Genomic DNA, 15,542 nt, shown 5'->3' with positions numbered 1-15,542 from the left:
ACCGCCTGAACGATTTACTTTCTGCCATGCCAAATTTCTGATGCAAGCGTTGATTTGGAGATGAATTCTTCTCGAACTTCGGGCCATCTGTGGAGTTCGGCTAGGATCGCTCCAGAAAGGAAGGCTACCTCAAAGTGCCTGTTTTCAACTTTCGACGATTGATACTCTGCAAGGAGGCGAGTTAGCTCAAGCTCACATTCTATGCGCTCGACTGAGAGTTCGAGCCGGTTCGCGCAGCTACTACGGCACGACCCAGGATCAGCACGCCCTCGGCTTTTAGTGCATGGGCCGAATTGATTTGGCAGCTTCGTACAGATTATCTTGCCCTTGATTCGATGGAACGCAATGCCGTTCAGCGTCAGAAGTTTTGCCGCGTCCTCAATATCGTTCGTACCTAGAGCCTCGATGCCTCTCCTCATTTTTAGCTCAGCTAAACCGTTAGCGAGAGGAACGGCAGCAGGACCTCCTGCCACCCCATTCTCAATCTCTTTCACAGCCTCAACGGCCAGGGCGTGCGCTGCTTCCCGCGCAACTTGCATTGCCCATTGCGCGATTTCCGGGTCGGAAAGCATGTAGTGAAGAGTGGTCTCTAGATCGTCATGACCTAAGACATCTTGAATGACCTGCTGCGCTTCTACCACTGTCAAGGCAATGGATCGTGCCAAGGTGTGACGCCACCGATGGAAATGGGGGCGACCGTCGGATAGCTCGTCCAACTGGAGGTGTTTAAGGCACTCCACCGTTGCTTGAGAAAGGTCATACAGCGCACTGCCTCTATCGGCTGTACTGGAGTGCCGTGTCTGAACCCAAAGATGCAGACTATCAGTTGGTCTTACAATCCTCGCGAGTCGGTCCTGCTGTAACAAAGCCCGTCGAGCGTATGGATGGAGAGGCCAATGGCGCTTCTCGCCACCTAGCGAAGGGGCATACTTATAGGTCTGCGAAGCCATGACCTCGTCATCGACATCCACCGAGGGGGACTCGGCCCCACTTATTTCGTGAATTCTAGCCCCGGTGCAGAACCCCGCTAGGCAAGCATTCGATGCTTGGACAACTGTGATACAAAGCGGCAAAGTTGCGTAATTCTTAGGGGGCCATGCATTCGTGTATTCGTACCCAAAGCGTGTACTCTGTTTTAGGTTGAAGGGAAGTTTGGTCAGAGGACGTCCATTCTTATCCTTCCATTCGAATTCATTGACTATGTGCTCCCTCGCTCTTTTTGTACGTTCATTCAATCTTCCCCGATTATTAGGGTCGCCATTATTGATTGCCTCCGTCCTCTCCCAGCACTCAAGGAGCTGATCGATTAGGTTCTCCTGAAGCCATATTGCAATGTTGAGAAAGGATACGACGAAATCATTTGGAAACGCTTGGTTTCTTTTCTCTTGTAAGGGGGAAGATACCTCCGAGCTTTCTACCGGAACGGTGTCCGAAACCGCACCTGAGGTGCGGAACGATTTCGAAATCGTCGTTCCTGTCTGTAGTCCAGCAATCTCCGAAGGGCGTGGCATTATGCCATCTTCTGCAGCGTCTTTGAGCATTTCACAGGTGCGGCGAAGATCATCCTTTGTAGCTGCACTTTTTGTAAACTCATCGTAGTTCTGATGCTCAGCCGTGAGCAGCAGTGGCCAAAAATCATGCTCCCATGGCCGCAGTTTCGTTGATAGGGCTTCGACAACACGAAGAAAGTTTTTTGTTTTTGACAGCCATGTCGACGGCCCGTACCCATCCTTTTTGACGTCGAGACGATGCGGAAGCCAAATTACGAAAAGTGCTCTTCGGACCCATTCTTCTCGCTTCGCCCCAATCGCGGTACTTGTACCCTGGGTGATCCTCCCGTCTCGGGAAGGGGATCGCGTTCGGAATGATGGGCGTCGTCTCGGCCCTGGAGGAAGATAGTTCTCAGGTACGACGATTTGCGCTGCTCCCAGCGGCGATCCAGGAAAAATCTCGATCCTCGCTAAAGTCTCCCAACTAAAGCGCGCGAGTCCTTCGATCCCGTCGTTTTTCAGCAGCAACTCATTACGAAATGCTACAAATGCATCTTCAGTATAACGGATATACATCAAAGACCTTCGCTTCGCCGGAGATTAGCTTGTTAAATCGGTCAGTGTAGTGGCCCTTAACGATCTCTGGGGAGAACTGCTTTAGGGTCGCTTTAATTGATGCCTCTTCGTCGGCGAGACTGGTGTCAGCCCAGCTTGTAAGCGGCAGGGATCGCTTAATAAAGTGAAGGTCGGCGAGTGCGTTAGAAAGGGGTTCCACGCTGTCGTCAAAGATAATTCCGTGGCAACACCCCGTGCATCTTTGGATTTTGCAGATCGTGTCCGGAACATGATCAGGTGCGATATGCCGGGGTGGGTTGGTTGGTTCGAGGCATCCCATGCCAACTCGCGTTCGTTGGCGGAAGTCCAGGAGACGCTTTTCTTGAACCAGGGTTATCTCACCACGCTCTCTCATGATGCGTATTCGGACGAAATCAATGACGTTTTTGTTCAACGCCTCGCTGATCATGAGAGATATGACTTGGTTGACCGCCTTGAAGTTCCTCTTTCGCTGTTTACCCCGCGCAAGATAGTACCGAAGTGATCTCTGCGACCCGTGCTGTGCTGCGTATTGGGCTATCATCGCGGACCCAGACCGATCATGCGCAAAATTTATCATCCCATCGCGAACCTGCGTCGTGGCCAGTCGGGCAAGCCAAGGGTGTTCGGTCTGGAGTTCCTCAGCATGTATTATGTTTCTGATGAACGTATTTAGAAGGCCAGCATCAGTGCTTTGGAATCCCTCGACGCGCCCTGCGTCGCCGATGTTGTGATAGAGCCAGGGTGACTTGATCAGGCGCTGAAGGTAAGTGATCTCTGCTTTAACCGTATTGGTAGGAAAATCGGCGTCGTGCTTCTGAAGTTCAACTAGTCTCCGTTCCAGCGTCATTCGAAGCTTTTCGGTGCGCTTTATCATGAACCGGATCAACTGGTACGGATGAAACTCAGGCTGCACTAGGGACGGAGCGAACACCCAAGTCCCTGCGCGCTCCTTAAATATAGAAATTACGACGTGCTCTGGGTCTTGAAAACTCGTTTGGAACCATTGTTCATCGCTGATGTCGATGTCGAGGGTTGTTGCAAGGTTGAACCCGGTATGAAGCATGAAGAGCCAGAGATAGACGGCAGTATCTGCTTGGGCGGGCGCAAAATATCTTAACTTCCCAACGTACCCACGGGTCGCTCTCGGTGATTGCCCCGGACTTCGGTAGCTTGGACCGCCAACGGAGCGATCTCTCAAGTTGCCAGCGCGAGCCTTCAGGATTTCGGGCTTGGTCGGGATGAAGTCAGCGGTAAGCTCGCGTACCAGCCAGACTTGGTTCACAATAGAGTTCCAGGAGGAAGTTCGCCCTCTAGGATCACGTCCTAAGTCAGCGAGTTCATTTCCTTCCCGTACCATTCTCTTTTGCTCGCGTGCTTCTCCTCTAAGTATGAGGCTGAGCCGCTGCAAACCGATGAGGTCTTGCTCTTCTGGTTCTGTTTTTGCATCGCCATCTCGGGCAGGGAGATCGGAGGGCCGATGACACTCCATCATAGAGAAGGCATCTACGATAGCTTTGATAGGCCTGTACCCACCCGATCCCAAACCGCGCTTGTGGAGCCACTGCTTGAGGGCAAGCCCATGAATTCTGGTTATATCATGGATGGAATGGACAGGGGGGAGATCGGTACGCTCCTGTATGAAACGATAAAAATTCCGCCACGAATACCGAAGTCGCTTGAAGTTTTGTTGGTCGTGTCGCAATGCCTGAACAACTCGGACGAAGTCAGCAGCGAGCCCGGGATTCCCTTGGATATCACCTTTCCATAGCCGCTGTTCTTTCTTCCCTAGGTCCCGCGCGCTGCACCCATTGAAAAACTCAGCAGTATCAGCGAGATGCCTCGGGTTCCCGTTTGCTGGGATTATCCAGAACTGGTACGGCTTTAAGGGCGGATCGCTAGTGGGCTTGTTGAGTTTCAAGGCTCTCTCCATCCAAGAAGAAATTCCATTCGTCAAAGGTGTTTACAAGCACATGATGAGTAATTATCCACCGCAGATACAATTCAGTTGTTGCTTCGGAGAGATGTCCGAGCTGACGGCGCTGCATATCCAGCCAGTATTCGCCGCGATTTCTGATCCAATTAGGCGACATATCACGTGGCGCGTGGCCCAATATTTGGGCATCATGCTGAATGCCTTTGAGCAAGGACGTGCATGCGAAGTAATGACGGCCGAGATGGGGATACCATATGAACTTGATATCCAGCTTGAAGCATTTATAGAGTTGTGATTGTGAAAGCGGTGTTCCTTCGTGACCTGGAGCGTCGGAGAGAAATAGCCGGGTAGGTTCTGGAAGACCGGTTCGAGCTTTGTAGGTCAGAGCCAGTGAAGGTCGGTCATTGTCTATCCAAGTGCGAACACGGCTACCATGTTCGACGTCGACTGCTATGACGCGTTTGACGCTTCCTTTAGTTGGTCCAAGTGGCATGGTCACCTCAGCGAGGCCAGCCGATATCGCATCATCAATTGCTTTTCGGCTCGGCCAGTAAGCGACAGGCAGCATGCATAGCTCATGCGACCGAAGACCGGTTTTGATGATGGTGCCACAGGCGTGGAATTTGCTAACGCCTCTACTTCTTCGAACCGTCGCGAGCCAGTCTTGAACCTGCCACTCCGAGGGCAGGGTCAGCATTCTGAGACTTTGTCGGCTGGCTTTTTCGCGTCCGAGCCGTATTCGGCGGACCGTTGCTTTTCGAGAGCGCGGGTGAATGATACGCGTCAGCTTCGTGGGGACAACGAACGGTGGACGAAGGTTTTTAGATGCGAGCCAACTTAGGTACGAACAGGCTTCATCGGCGCGAGGGTTCACTGTACCGGGCGAGAGGCCATCACCTTTACAGCTCCACACGCCTGCTATCATATCGCTCTGATATGATAGCACGTCATCATATTTTGCATCGGAAAGTACCAGCGCTACGCTGTCGGACCAATTGAAGAAGTTGGTTAGGCTGTATGAGCAATTTCGGATGGTCGTCTTTGCCACGGTTTCGGCAGTCGTCCCCGCTTCCTCCGCCCAATCTGGCTTCCAGTGGCCTGTGCATCGTTCTCTCAAATATTGAGATGGATGGGGTTGATACCGGTGCTGGTGGAAGATTGATGGGCAGTACGAAATGCTTTCGAAACCCGCTCTTTTCAAACGCGCCTCGTCGGGAAAGTGAATTTGCCAAACGGATTGTCTGCGCTGACGTAAACTCTGCCCCAACTGCCTCACCCTACCATCCTAGCGGACCCGACAAAGAGGCCACCTGCATTAGTGTGTATTGCTGAACAACAGCAACGGTGTCGCCGGATTCAAGTTTACGAATGTAATTTTGTCAAACATGGTCGAATTATAGTAAAAAATAATACTTTAGCATGATTCTGAAGAACTCCTTCGATCTGGCGTGTTTGAGTCGTTAGGTTTTTTATTTCCTTTTTCTATTTTGTGTTTTGGCGGTCTGTCCATCAGATAAATACGTAAATTTCGTGCGGATATATTTTTCATTTTAGCGTATAGATTTATTTTTAGTAAACAATTCTATGTTCAGAAGTTCTTTTCGGTAGCGCGTCAAATCGTGAAAAGAATTATACATAGAGCTTGTATAGCGTGACGGCTCCCAATAACGAGCAGGAATTCCTTGGCGGGGTAGGCGACAACCAAAGAACTCCTTCCTCGCGACGCGAATTGTAGGTCTCCTGCTAGGCAGAAAAAGGAATAATCCAAGACTGGATGATACTTGTTGGGCTCAGTATAACTCCATTTGGAGAAGTGATTGGAGCCAGCCCGTCGCGAAGCGTAAAGAGCCGCATCTATGCGAAGCACCCGAATCGGGGGTGGCGTGGCACGAATACTGATCAGCCCGGAGGGGCCGACGCGATCCTTAGCAAGCCGCCACGTACGTGATATGATACAGGCTTCGCTGAACCATGGGAGGTGGGAATGCGTGCTTTTGTACTCATCCTCGCCGTCGGAGTGCTGTCCGCTTTAAGCGCGGTGGCGGGAGAGCCCCTTATATTCCACACGGCGCATTTCGACGACAACACCGTTGTCAATCTTGGTCTCGTCAGTAGTCACTCAACAAAGCGAGCTGGATACGATTACGACGTCCAAATATCGCTTTCACAAGGTGACGCTACGAGCGGTTCTGCCTACATTGATCCGGGAAAGCATCGAGCATTTGTGAAATGCAGTGATCCCGCCAAAGTGTCTGTCAGAGGCATTGACTACCCGGTGCACACACTGGGCCCGGGAGGGGATGACTGGAAGGACGATCTTTGGAGGGCAGTCTGCATGACTCCTGTCTCGTAGCCTGAACTGTCCTCGGCCGGATCGAGACCCGCTTCGCGGCGCAGATACCAAACATCTATCGGGAACCGACGTCCCGGCAGCGGCACTGAGTTTTGTGGTATCCAGAGGGCAGATGGAACTGGACACAGCAGCCGGGCCATCAGCGCATTCGACACCACAAGTAGTGCGTCGAGTGATTTAGCCAAGGTCTCCAGTCGTTGGGCGACGTTTACAGCGTCGCCGATCACCGTCAACTCGCTGTGGCACCCGCTGTCCAAAACCCCTCCGACGACCGTGCCGTAGTGCAAGCCGATGCCCGCCTTGAGGGCAGGGGAGCCGTTCCGCATGCTGTGGTTTTTCCAATCGTTCAGTGCATCGACAAGGTCGAGAGCGCATGCCAAGGCTCGATCCGCATCGTCCTCTGACGGGGAAGGTTGGCCGAAGACCGCCATCACTCCGTCCCCGATGAATTTGTCAACCGTTCCGCCATGTTGGAAGATCATGCCGGAAACGAGGTGGCGGTATTCTGCCAACACCAACGCCAGTTCCCGTGCAGGCGCGGTCTCTGCGAAACTCGTGAAGTCCCTAAGATCGACGAACATGATCGCTGCGTTGCGACGTTCAAGGTCAAGGTTTGAGCTGCCTTCCTGGAGGTCCGCGACCACAAGCGGCGAGAAGAAGCGCGAGAGATTGAGACGGTGCTTGTCGGCTCGTAAGGCTTCTTTGCGGGTCCGATCATGGTCCCTCGCGAGCAAGTAGATAGCGAAAGCCGTAAAGCCGAAGCTTACTGTGAGGCCCAAGTCCTGGTTGAAGAATGCCGCAAGCAACGACATTGCGTCGGCGGTATGATGTCTGGCGGCGGTGACCGCCAACATGGCTACCCAGGAAACCAGAACGATGCCGGAGAAGACAAGCACGAGCCGACGATCTTGCTTTAAGCCGACATGATTGAGCAAGATGAACGCGACCACCAGGCTGGTCGTCGTCAGGTTGTGGTTCTCGGTAACCGGTCCGCCAAGAATGTGCGCGTACAAAATCAGGGCAACCAGCAGCGCATCGAGAACGACAAAGAGCGTCTTAAGCCAGGACAGGCTGGGCAGATACCGTGCGGTCGCCACCGAAGCGACGCTGATGATGAAGTAGCAGATCACGACGATGAAATGCGTCCTTTCAGCTCCCTCGTTGCCACCAAGTAGGAGGTTGGCAAGCAGGATGGCGAAAGCGACAAATCGCAAAAGGATTGAACGGATTTCCCGCGCGGCGTCCCACTGGGCGCTGAGTGAAGATGTCATTGCTCGTCGCTTGAAAGCGCGGGTGGGTTTCCAAGACCTTGTGGGCCGACCGAGTCCGCTTTCTCTCGGTGAAACAGGGGTGTCGCACGCGGCAGTTTAAACAGCCGCGTGCTCTTTCAGACGCTATCGGACTACTTGACTTCCGTGACTGTCAGTTTGCCGTCAACGCGCGCGGCAATGAACTCGATGTTCGCGCCTTCCTTGAGCTTTTCCAGCATCGCGTCGTCCTTAACACGGAAAACCATGGTCATCGCGGGCATTTCAAGGTCCTTCAGTTCCTCATGAATGAGGGTTACCTTCTTCGCCTTGGCATCGACCTTTTTGACCGTTCCCTTGGTGAATTCGGCAGCGAAAACACCGGAAGCCAGCGTGAGCGCGAGCATGGTCGCAGAGGCGACCTTGATAAATGAATTCATGTCGATTTCTCCTTTTCGTCGTTACTTCTTGGCAACGGTGACGTCGCCGTGCATTCCGGCGTCGTAATGGCCGGGTACCAGGCAGGCGATCTTGAACGTACCGTCGTTGGTGAACTTCCAGATGATCTCGCCAGACTTTCCGGCAGCCAGGCGGATCGCGTTCGGGTCGTCGTGTTCCATTTCCGGGAACTTCTCCATCACGGCCTTGTGCTCCATGATTTTGTCTTCCTGGTCGAGGACGAACTCGTGGTCCAACTCGCCCGCGTTCTTGATGGAGAAAACAATGGTCTGACCTTTGCGGACCTTGAAGGTGTTCGGCGTAAAGATCATCTTGCCGTCGTCCGTCTCCTTCATGGAAACGCGGATGGTCTGGGTGGCCTGCGCCTTCTTGCCGGGCTCACCGACAGCCATGGCTTCGCCGTGACCACCAGCGTGTGAACCCGAGGCAAGGGCCGGAGACGCGAGCGCCGCGAGGAACAATGCGATAATTGCAGTCTTCATGATTCAGTCCTTTGGTTGGTTGGGAGATGCGATCAGCCGTGCTTCATGGGCTTGGGCGTGATCTGGGTTTTGGCATCCTTGGCCTTGGTCGTGTCGGGAAGCTCGCCCGTCCATTCCCAGGCCTGCGTACCGGGTGGGTTTTCGTACCAGCCGGGATCGGTGTAGTCGTCGGCCGCGATTCCCTCGCGAACCTTGACAACGGAAAACATGCCGCCCATTTCGATGGGGCCATGCGGACCCCATCCGGTCATCATGGCAACGGTGTTCTCCGGAATTTCCATTTCCATCTCGCCCATGTCGGCCATGCCAGCGGTTCCCATCGGCATGTATTCCGGGCGAAGCCTCCTGATCTTTTCCGCGACTTCCTTCTTGTCGACGCCGATGAAGGTCGGGATGTCATGTCCCATGGCGTTCATCGTGTGGTGCGACTTGTGGCAATGGATTGCCCAATCGCCGACGTACTTGGCGTCGAACTCATAGGCCCGCATCGCACCGACCGGGATGTCGATGCTGACTTCCGGCCATCGGGCTTCCGGCCGCACCCAGCCCCCGTCCGTGCAGGTGACCTCAAAGTCGTAGCCGTGCATGTGGATCGGATGGTTGGTCATGGTCAGATTGCCCACCCGGACCCTGACCCTATCATCCTTGGAGACCACAAGCGGGCTGATGTCGGGGAAGATGCGGCTGTTCCAGGCCCAGAGATTGAAGTCCGTCATTTCCATGATGCGGGGAACATAGGTGCCGGGGTCGATGTCATAGGCGCTGAGCAGGAACACGAAGTCCCGGTCCACCGGCATGAACTTCTCGTCCTTCGGGTGGATGATGAACATCCCCATCATGCCCATCGCCATCTGGACCATTTCATCCGAATGCGGGTGGTACATGAAGGTGCCCGACTTCACGAGGTCGAACTCGTAGACGAAGGTTTTGCCGACGGGGATATGCGGCTGCGACAGACCGCCGACCCCATCCATGCCGGATGGCAGGATCATGCCGTGCCAGTGGATGGTGGTATGTTCCGGCAGTTTGTTGGTGACGAAGATGCGGACGCGGTCGCCTTCGACCGCCTCGATGGTCGGACCCGGCGACTGGCCGTTGTAGCCCCAGAGGTGCGCTGTCATGCCCTCGGCCATCTCACGCTCGACAGGCTCCGCGACAAGGTGGAATTCCTTGACGCCGTTGTTCATGCGATGCGGTAGCGTCCACCCGTTAAGGGTCACGACCGGCGTGTAGTCCGGTCCCGATGAGGGGCGGACAGGCGTCTGCGTTTCGGCGGTTTCCATGATTGCAGTCTCAGGCAGACCCATGTTTGAGGTCTTTGCCCAGGCGGCTGTCGATACTAAAGCGGCGCTCGCGCCGAGTATCTGTCTTCTGTTGAACATGTCTGTGTCCTTTCCTAGTGACCGCCGCCGCTGTCGGCAGCCGCTGCAACTTCAGTTTCACCACCTGCCGCACCCGCGCCGCCGCCATAAATGGCAGGCGCGAGATTGGCTTCGGCCAACCAGAAATCGCGTTTTGCGTTGACGGCCAGGAGGGTCGAGTTGACCTTCTCCCGGCTGTCGGCGAGCAGTTCGAACGTGTTGGTGATCATGCCGTTGTAGGTGAGGAGGGATTCTTCCTCGATCTTGGTACGCAGTGGCACGACGCTGTTGCGGTAATGACGGGCGATGTCGTAGTTCGAGCGATAAGCCTGGTAGGCGGACCGCGCCTCGGACCGAACGTTCACCGCTTTTTCCGCCAGCAAGTTCGCGGCCCGCATATAGGCCAGCTCCGATTTCCGCATCCTGGCCTTGCCGCTGTCGAAGATCGGAATAACGAATTCGAAGGCTACGTTGCCTGTCGTATCGACTTTCTTCTCGCCGTCTTCCAATTCGCGTTCGGTTTCGAATCCAGTCAGGATTTCGAGATCGGTAACGTAGCGTGTCGCTTCCGTTAGGCTGTAGGACTTGGCCGTGGCTTCGAGATCGAGCTTGGCCATCTGCAGGTCGACGCGACGTTGCAGAGCTTCGGCCTCGATCAGGTCGCGTTTGATCAGACCCTTCGGAAGCTGTGCCAGGCGATTGGGAATCTGGTAATCGGCGTCCGATCCCCAAAGTCCCATGAGCCGTGTCAGCTCTTCTTTCGCGAGCCGGGCTTCAAGCCGGGCCTTTGCCGTCTGACCCGCCAGTTCGGCATAGAATACGTGCTCGCGGGCCTGGCCACCCTTGGTCAGCGCACCCGTTTCGCCGAGTTTTTGTGCAAGGTCCGAAGCAGCGTCTGCCGCCGCCTGCGCCTGGTTAAGTTGGGCGACCGTTTCCCACGAGGCAACGGCAGTGATCCACGCACGCCGGGTATCAGCGGCGAGTTGCAAGGTCTGCAGGGCTGCATTGAGCTGGGCCTTCCGGAACCCGGTATCGGCAATCTCGACATTCCGTTTATGAGTGGCGAGCGCCAGGAGGTTGGTGGCGATCACGCCTTCGACGGTTTTGTAAGCTTCAAGTCCTGGCGTGCCGATACCGATCAGTCCGACCTCGACTGTCGGGTTCACGAGCATGGTCGACTGCCACGCATCCGCAGCAGAGTCCCCGAGATCGGCATAGGCTGCCTGGAGGCCTTTGTTGTTGAGGAGGGCGACCTGCACCGCTGTCTCGACGTCGACGTTTTTCTTGGTCAGCAACGTCTTCACCCGACCAGCGACCGCTTGGGCATCATGGCGGTTCTGAATCCAGACCGTGTCTTTTCCACTCGCTTCTGCGGTTTTGTTGGACACCGACGAGAATCCGGAATTCTTCTGGGAATACTCCGCCGCCGTGACGCACCCGCCGAGGATAAGTGGCAACGCGACAGTCGCCGCGAGCTTGAGTTTCGATACGTTCATGACGCGCCTCCGTCTGGAGCCTGCGCGTCGTTCTGATTTCGCCACGGTTTGGGATCGACCGGGACGCGGTGCGTGTAGCCCGTAACGGGGCTATGGTAGTGAACTGGGCGAACGTCGAACGGAAGGTCGGCGAGGTCGCCCGAAGCCGTGACTTCAGGAGGAAACGTGGAAGCGCAACCGCTTGCGATAAGCGGCAAGGCAACCACCAGAAATATAGGTTTCATGGTGTAATCCGAATAGGAGATGGCAGCGGCGCAGCGGGCAAAAATACCCACCTACGCACGTTCAGACCCGTAAGGACGGGCGTGTCCTATTCAGATATTCGGGGGGCGGTGCAGCGGGACGAGTTCGCCCACGACATGGTTGTCGTTGATGAATTCGTGACTGGAACGCATCACGACCGGGCCACCGTCGACCTCGGCGGTCGCGACAATTGCAAAACTCACGCAGAAGTCTTTGCAGCACTCCTGCTTCGCAATTTTTTGAATGTCGTTCGGAGAGGCGCTTTCGTCTGCATGGACGTGCTCGCCGCTTGTCATTTCGTGGTGGTCGTCAGATTGGACGGTTGTAGACGTCGACATTGGCCCGTGCATCGCTGCCGAAGCAGTGGGCAAGGAGTATCCAGCCAGTGATGCGATGATCACCAAGCGAAGTAGAACCAGCATTTTTGCTAATGTGATTCGATACATACCCATGCCCGAGGACTACCATCAGCCCGGAAGTTGTCAATTACGAGCTTCATCTATCAGATGATTCGCGTCGATTATATGGCGCTGCACAAGGGACCATTCCGCCGATTAACGATGAAGAACCTTTTGAGGCTTCCAACGATGGCAAGGTCAATAGGGTTCTAACAGGGAAGTGCCGAATCTATGTCAGATATGCGGATTACGCCCAGTGACTAACTTAATGGCCTATATCGGGCTTTTCCTGGTTGCCTTCGGCGCAGCTACGGTTCTGCCGTTTCAGTCAGAACCGGTCCTAATTGGCTTGCTCGTTTCGGGTAAATTCTCCGTGCCTGGATTGATCATTGTTGCAAGTGTCGGAAACATTCTGGGAGCAGTATGCAACTGGGTCCTCGGCCGGTTCATTCATCGCTTCCAGGACAGGACTTGGTTTCCGGTGAAGAAGCCCTCGTTAGAGAGAGCCAGTGGTTGGTATCGGCGGTATGGGCGATGGTCGTTGCTGTTGTCCTGGATGCCACTGTTCGGGGATGCGCTGACGGTTGTAGCCGGATTATTACGTGAGCCCCTGTGGTCCTTTGTCGCCCTCGTGACAGTGGCAAAGACCGGCCGCTATCTTGTCCTCGCGGCGGCGACTCTGGGCACAATGGCAGTCCTCGGGTTCTAAGTTTCCATAACCAACGGGAGGAGGCGGGTTGCTGGCCTTGCATTTGGCGCTGAAACCGCATTTTGACGACTGTGGAAAAGTGGAAATCCTGCGGTTCGCCGTGTTGTGCAAATGCAAACTGAGGGGATGGTTGCGTTCGTTGAAAAACGCATGTCACCAGGTCGATCATCAATATACGAGATGCATCACTACCGGTTAGTTCTCGACACATAGCCCATCCTTCTCACCGATTACGAGGCTGCCCCTTTGAGTGCGTTCGACGAGACCATATGGCTTGCCGTGCTATTCCTGATCGTCGCCGCACTCTACGCGGCGGTCGGCCAAGCCGGAGCGTCAGGATATCTGGCGGCAATGGGAATGTTCGGTCTCGCGCCGACGGTGATGAAACCGACAGCGCTCGCCTTGAACCTGCTCGTCGCCGGGATCGGGACGTTCCAGTTCTGGCGTTCCGGGCTGTTCTCATGGCGAACCTTCTATCCGTTCGCCGTGCTGGGTTTTCCATTCTCGCTGCCAGGCGGATCGGTGCAGTTGCCGGGACACATCTACTATCCGGTCGTGGGGATCATTCTGATTCTCTCTGGCATCCAGATGATACGCTCGGCCCTGACGAAGAGGATTGCCGTTGAAGCCGCCGAAGCCCCACCCTTCCTCCCGGCACTACTTACCGGGGCGGTGATCGGGTTCGTCTCCGGCACGACAGGAACCGGAGGCGGTATCTTCCTCGCGCCGATCATCCTCGCCATGAATTGGGTAAGCCGTCGGCGCACTGCTGCCGTCACGGCTGCATACAATCTTCTGAACTCGGCAGCAGCCCTCGCGGGAGCCTACGCGTCGATCAAGTCTATTCCCTCTGCCCTCCCGCTGTGGCTGGTAGCGGTGGGTCTCGGCGGCGTCGCTGGCAGTCTTGTCGGTAGCCGATATCTCTCCGACCGAAGCCTCAGGTTCATCCTCGCGGCAGTCCTCCTGGTGTCCGGCACAAAACTTTTATTGATCTGAAAAGCAACACTCACTCACCCAGCTTCACTGTCGAAACCGCACTCTTCGGAACATTCTTCTTAAAGGCGCGTTTGGAGGCGAAAAGGATTGCGCTTCCATGCCCGTTCTGAGAATCCTTTACCGCTTGGTCCGAATAGCGGCCCTGTGCGTCATGGTGGTGAACCTCCACGGCGCGGCGGTGGCTGGGCAATTCACCGCCAATCGCAATTGCCCGTCGGTCTCGGAGTCTGGCCATCATGCGCCAGAATCCGTTCATCATGCTGGATGCTGCTCTAACTTGCACTGCTGTCCGATTTTGGCGGAGCCGCCGTGTGCAGATGCGCAGGCAGTCGTCCCCCGACCGGTTACGCCAATCCTCAACGAACTCAGTCCGTTCCTGCTCGTGCGTACATTCCACCCGCCGCCCAAGCTTCATATCTGATTTCCTGAATCCAAATATGTGAATCCAAACAGGAGAATAGAGATGAAAACTCTCGTGAAAAATTCGCTCGCCGCAATAGGCGCTCTTTCAATGCTCGCCATTATGCCAACCGCCTCTTTCGCGGAGATGGCCTATCCGGATAAGTGCAAGTCCGAGATGGACATGTCGAAGATGGATATGATGTCCGGCGACATGGGCATGGGCGATATGATGACCGACTACCAGAAGGAATCAATGGAAGGCATGAAGTCCATGCACATGAACATGATGCAGGGCATGATGAAGAAAGACGCCGATGTCGCCTTCGTCTGCGGAATGATCGCCCATCACATGGGTGCGATCAGCATGTCGAAAGCCGAACTCAAGTTCGGCGACAACGAGGAAGCCAAGTCAAACGCCCAGAAGATCATCGACGCGCAGACCAAAGAAATCGCCGAGATGACTGAGTGGCTCAACAAGGAAGCGAAGTAGGAAGGGAGTAGGAGCATGCATCACCTTTCAGAAGAAATGAAAACGTGCATCGACAACTGCCTGGGCTGCTACAGCGAGTGCCTGTCGATGGCGATGGGCCACTGCCTAGAAATGGGCGGCAAGCACACCGAGCCGCAACATTTCAAGCTCATGATGGCCTGCGCGGAAATCTGCCGAACTTCGGCTCATTTCATGCTCATTGGTTCAGAGCATCACAAGCACGTCTGCCGAGAGTGCGCCGAAATCTGCGCTCAATGCGCCGAGGATTGTGAGCGTGTTGGGGACATGGAGTCGTGTGTCGCGGCTTGCCGTCGCTGTGCGGAGAGCTGCACTAAAATGGCGGCTTGAAAAGTCGGGGGAGAGCACTGTCATCCGTGCTCTCCCCCAACATGCAGTATCATCGAGCCTCTGCCCCTTCCAGCCAGTAGGCGATCAAACTCGCGGCCCAAAGGGCAAAGAGACCAAGCAGTGCCCACTTGAAGTCGGAGTTGATGGCGAAATTGACGGCTGTCATCGTCCCAATCGAAACCACGCCTCCAAGAATGGCACCGAACGCCGCTATGGGTTCTCGCGAGCGCAAGGCCGTAGCGGCAAGCGTGATCATAAGAATGCCCGTCGCCATCGCAAAGCCTCCAAGGACCGCAAAGACACGGCCGAGCCAATCTCTCAAGCTCGGCCCGACTACCGACAGGTCGGCTTCGGTCAACTGCATGTAACGCACGTCCTCTGGCAGCAGCGGCGGGCGAATTAGAACAAAATAGACCCCGATGCCGACTAGGACGATCCCAGTCATCGTCAGAAGCAGGGCTGAAGGTGTCCACTTACGTCTATCGAGCATCGTCTTCTCCTCAAAGCGGGCCGCTCTCGTTAATACGCTCATCGCCAT

15 protein-coding genes are annotated in these 15,542 nt (G+C 55.2%); 4 read left to right on the top strand and 11 right to left on the bottom strand.

Annotated features, from left to right (window positions below):
* Positions 1–14 precede the first annotated feature (14 nt).
* The 10 genes from ASG68_RS22210 to ASG68_RS22170 all read right to left on the bottom strand — a co-directional run bounded on the left by ASG68_RS22210 (position 15) and on the right by ASG68_RS22170 (position 12,113).
* Positions 15–2,066, bottom strand: a complete 2,052-nt coding sequence (locus ASG68_RS22210; protein ID WP_082554047.1) for a tyrosine-type recombinase/integrase — start codon at positions 2,064–2,066, stop codon at positions 15–17.
* Entirely contained in the window at positions 2,047–4,005 is a 1,959-nt protein-coding gene (locus ASG68_RS22205; RefSeq protein WP_156384910.1) for a hypothetical protein, read from the bottom strand. Before ASG68_RS22205 ends, ASG68_RS22210 begins: the two co-directional genes overlap by 20 nt.
* Positions 3,983–4,588, bottom strand: a complete 606-nt coding sequence (locus tag ASG68_RS31585) for a hypothetical protein (RefSeq protein ID WP_156384909.1) — start codon at positions 4,586–4,588, stop codon at positions 3,983–3,985. Before ASG68_RS31585 ends, ASG68_RS22205 begins: the two co-directional genes overlap by 23 nt.
* A 1,700-nt stretch (positions 4,589–6,288) precedes the next feature.
* Positions 6,289–7,644 carry an adenylate/guanylate cyclase domain-containing protein gene (locus tag ASG68_RS22195; RefSeq protein WP_062610182.1) on the bottom strand — a complete coding sequence of 452 codons (1,356 nt, stop codon included), beginning with the start codon at positions 7,642–7,644 and terminating at the stop codon, positions 6,289–6,291.
* Positions 7,645–7,775: 131 nt separating this feature from the next.
* The gene (locus tag ASG68_RS22190; protein WP_062610180.1) at positions 7,776–8,060 is read right to left on the bottom strand and encodes a copper-binding protein; all 285 of its coding nucleotides are present in this window, start codon (positions 8,058–8,060) and stop codon (positions 7,776–7,778) included.
* Positions 8,061–8,081: 21 nt separating this feature from the next.
* Complete coding sequence (locus tag ASG68_RS22185; RefSeq protein ID WP_062583459.1) at positions 8,082–8,561, bottom strand: plastocyanin/azurin family copper-binding protein; 480 nt, start codon at positions 8,559–8,561, stop codon at positions 8,082–8,084.
* 32 nt (positions 8,562–8,593) lie between these two features.
* Complete coding sequence (locus tag ASG68_RS22180) at positions 8,594–9,943, bottom strand: multicopper oxidase family protein (protein ID WP_062610179.1); 1,350 nt, start codon at positions 9,941–9,943, stop codon at positions 8,594–8,596.
* 14 nt (positions 9,944–9,957) lie between these two features.
* Positions 9,958–11,418: a TolC family protein gene (locus tag ASG68_RS22175; protein WP_062610177.1), complete on the bottom strand. Its 1,461-nt coding sequence runs from the start codon at positions 11,416–11,418 to the stop codon at positions 9,958–9,960.
* Complete coding sequence (locus tag ASG68_RS32575; RefSeq protein WP_082554045.1) at positions 11,415–11,642, bottom strand: hypothetical protein; 228 nt, start codon at positions 11,640–11,642, stop codon at positions 11,415–11,417. Before ASG68_RS32575 ends, ASG68_RS22175 begins: the two co-directional genes overlap by 4 nt.
* A 90-nt stretch (positions 11,643–11,732) precedes the next feature.
* Entirely contained in the window at positions 11,733–12,113 is a 381-nt protein-coding gene (locus ASG68_RS22170) for a hypothetical protein (protein WP_062610176.1), read from the bottom strand.
* A gap of 214 nt (positions 12,114–12,327) precedes the next feature.
* Here ASG68_RS22170 and ASG68_RS22165 point away from each other — a divergent pair, with 214 nt between their 5' ends.
* The 4 genes from ASG68_RS22165 (at position 12,328) to ASG68_RS22145 (ending at position 15,004) form a co-directional block, all read left to right on the top strand.
* Positions 12,328–12,768, top strand: a complete 441-nt coding sequence (locus ASG68_RS22165) for a YqaA family protein (protein ID WP_062610174.1) — start codon at positions 12,328–12,330, stop codon at positions 12,766–12,768.
* Positions 12,769–13,014: 246 nt separating this feature from the next.
* Entirely contained in the window at positions 13,015–13,764 is a 750-nt protein-coding gene (locus ASG68_RS22160; RefSeq protein ID WP_062610172.1) for a sulfite exporter TauE/SafE family protein, read from the top strand.
* Between the two features lie 463 nt (positions 13,765–14,227).
* Complete coding sequence (locus tag ASG68_RS22150) at positions 14,228–14,656, top strand: DUF305 domain-containing protein (protein ID WP_062610169.1); 429 nt, start codon at positions 14,228–14,230, stop codon at positions 14,654–14,656.
* 15 nt (positions 14,657–14,671) lie between these two features.
* A complete protein-coding gene (locus ASG68_RS22145; protein WP_062610167.1) occupies positions 14,672–15,004 on the top strand; it encodes a four-helix bundle copper-binding protein in 333 nt (110 codons plus the stop codon).
* Positions 15,005–15,053: 49 nt separating this feature from the next.
* Here ASG68_RS22145 and ASG68_RS22140 read toward each other — a convergent pair whose 3' ends face one another.
* Entirely contained in the window at positions 15,054–15,494 is a 441-nt protein-coding gene (locus tag ASG68_RS22140) for a hypothetical protein (protein WP_062610219.1), read from the bottom strand.
* Positions 15,495–15,542 lie beyond the last annotated feature (48 nt).

The sequence above is a fragment of the Rhizobium sp. Leaf453 genome, from assembly GCF_001425605.1.
In the GTDB taxonomy this organism is placed as follows: Bacteria; Pseudomonadota; Alphaproteobacteria; order Rhizobiales; family Rhizobiaceae; genus Pararhizobium.
Note: the sequence above shows the minus strand (reverse complement) of the source record. Positions and strands in the feature narration are given on the sequence as shown.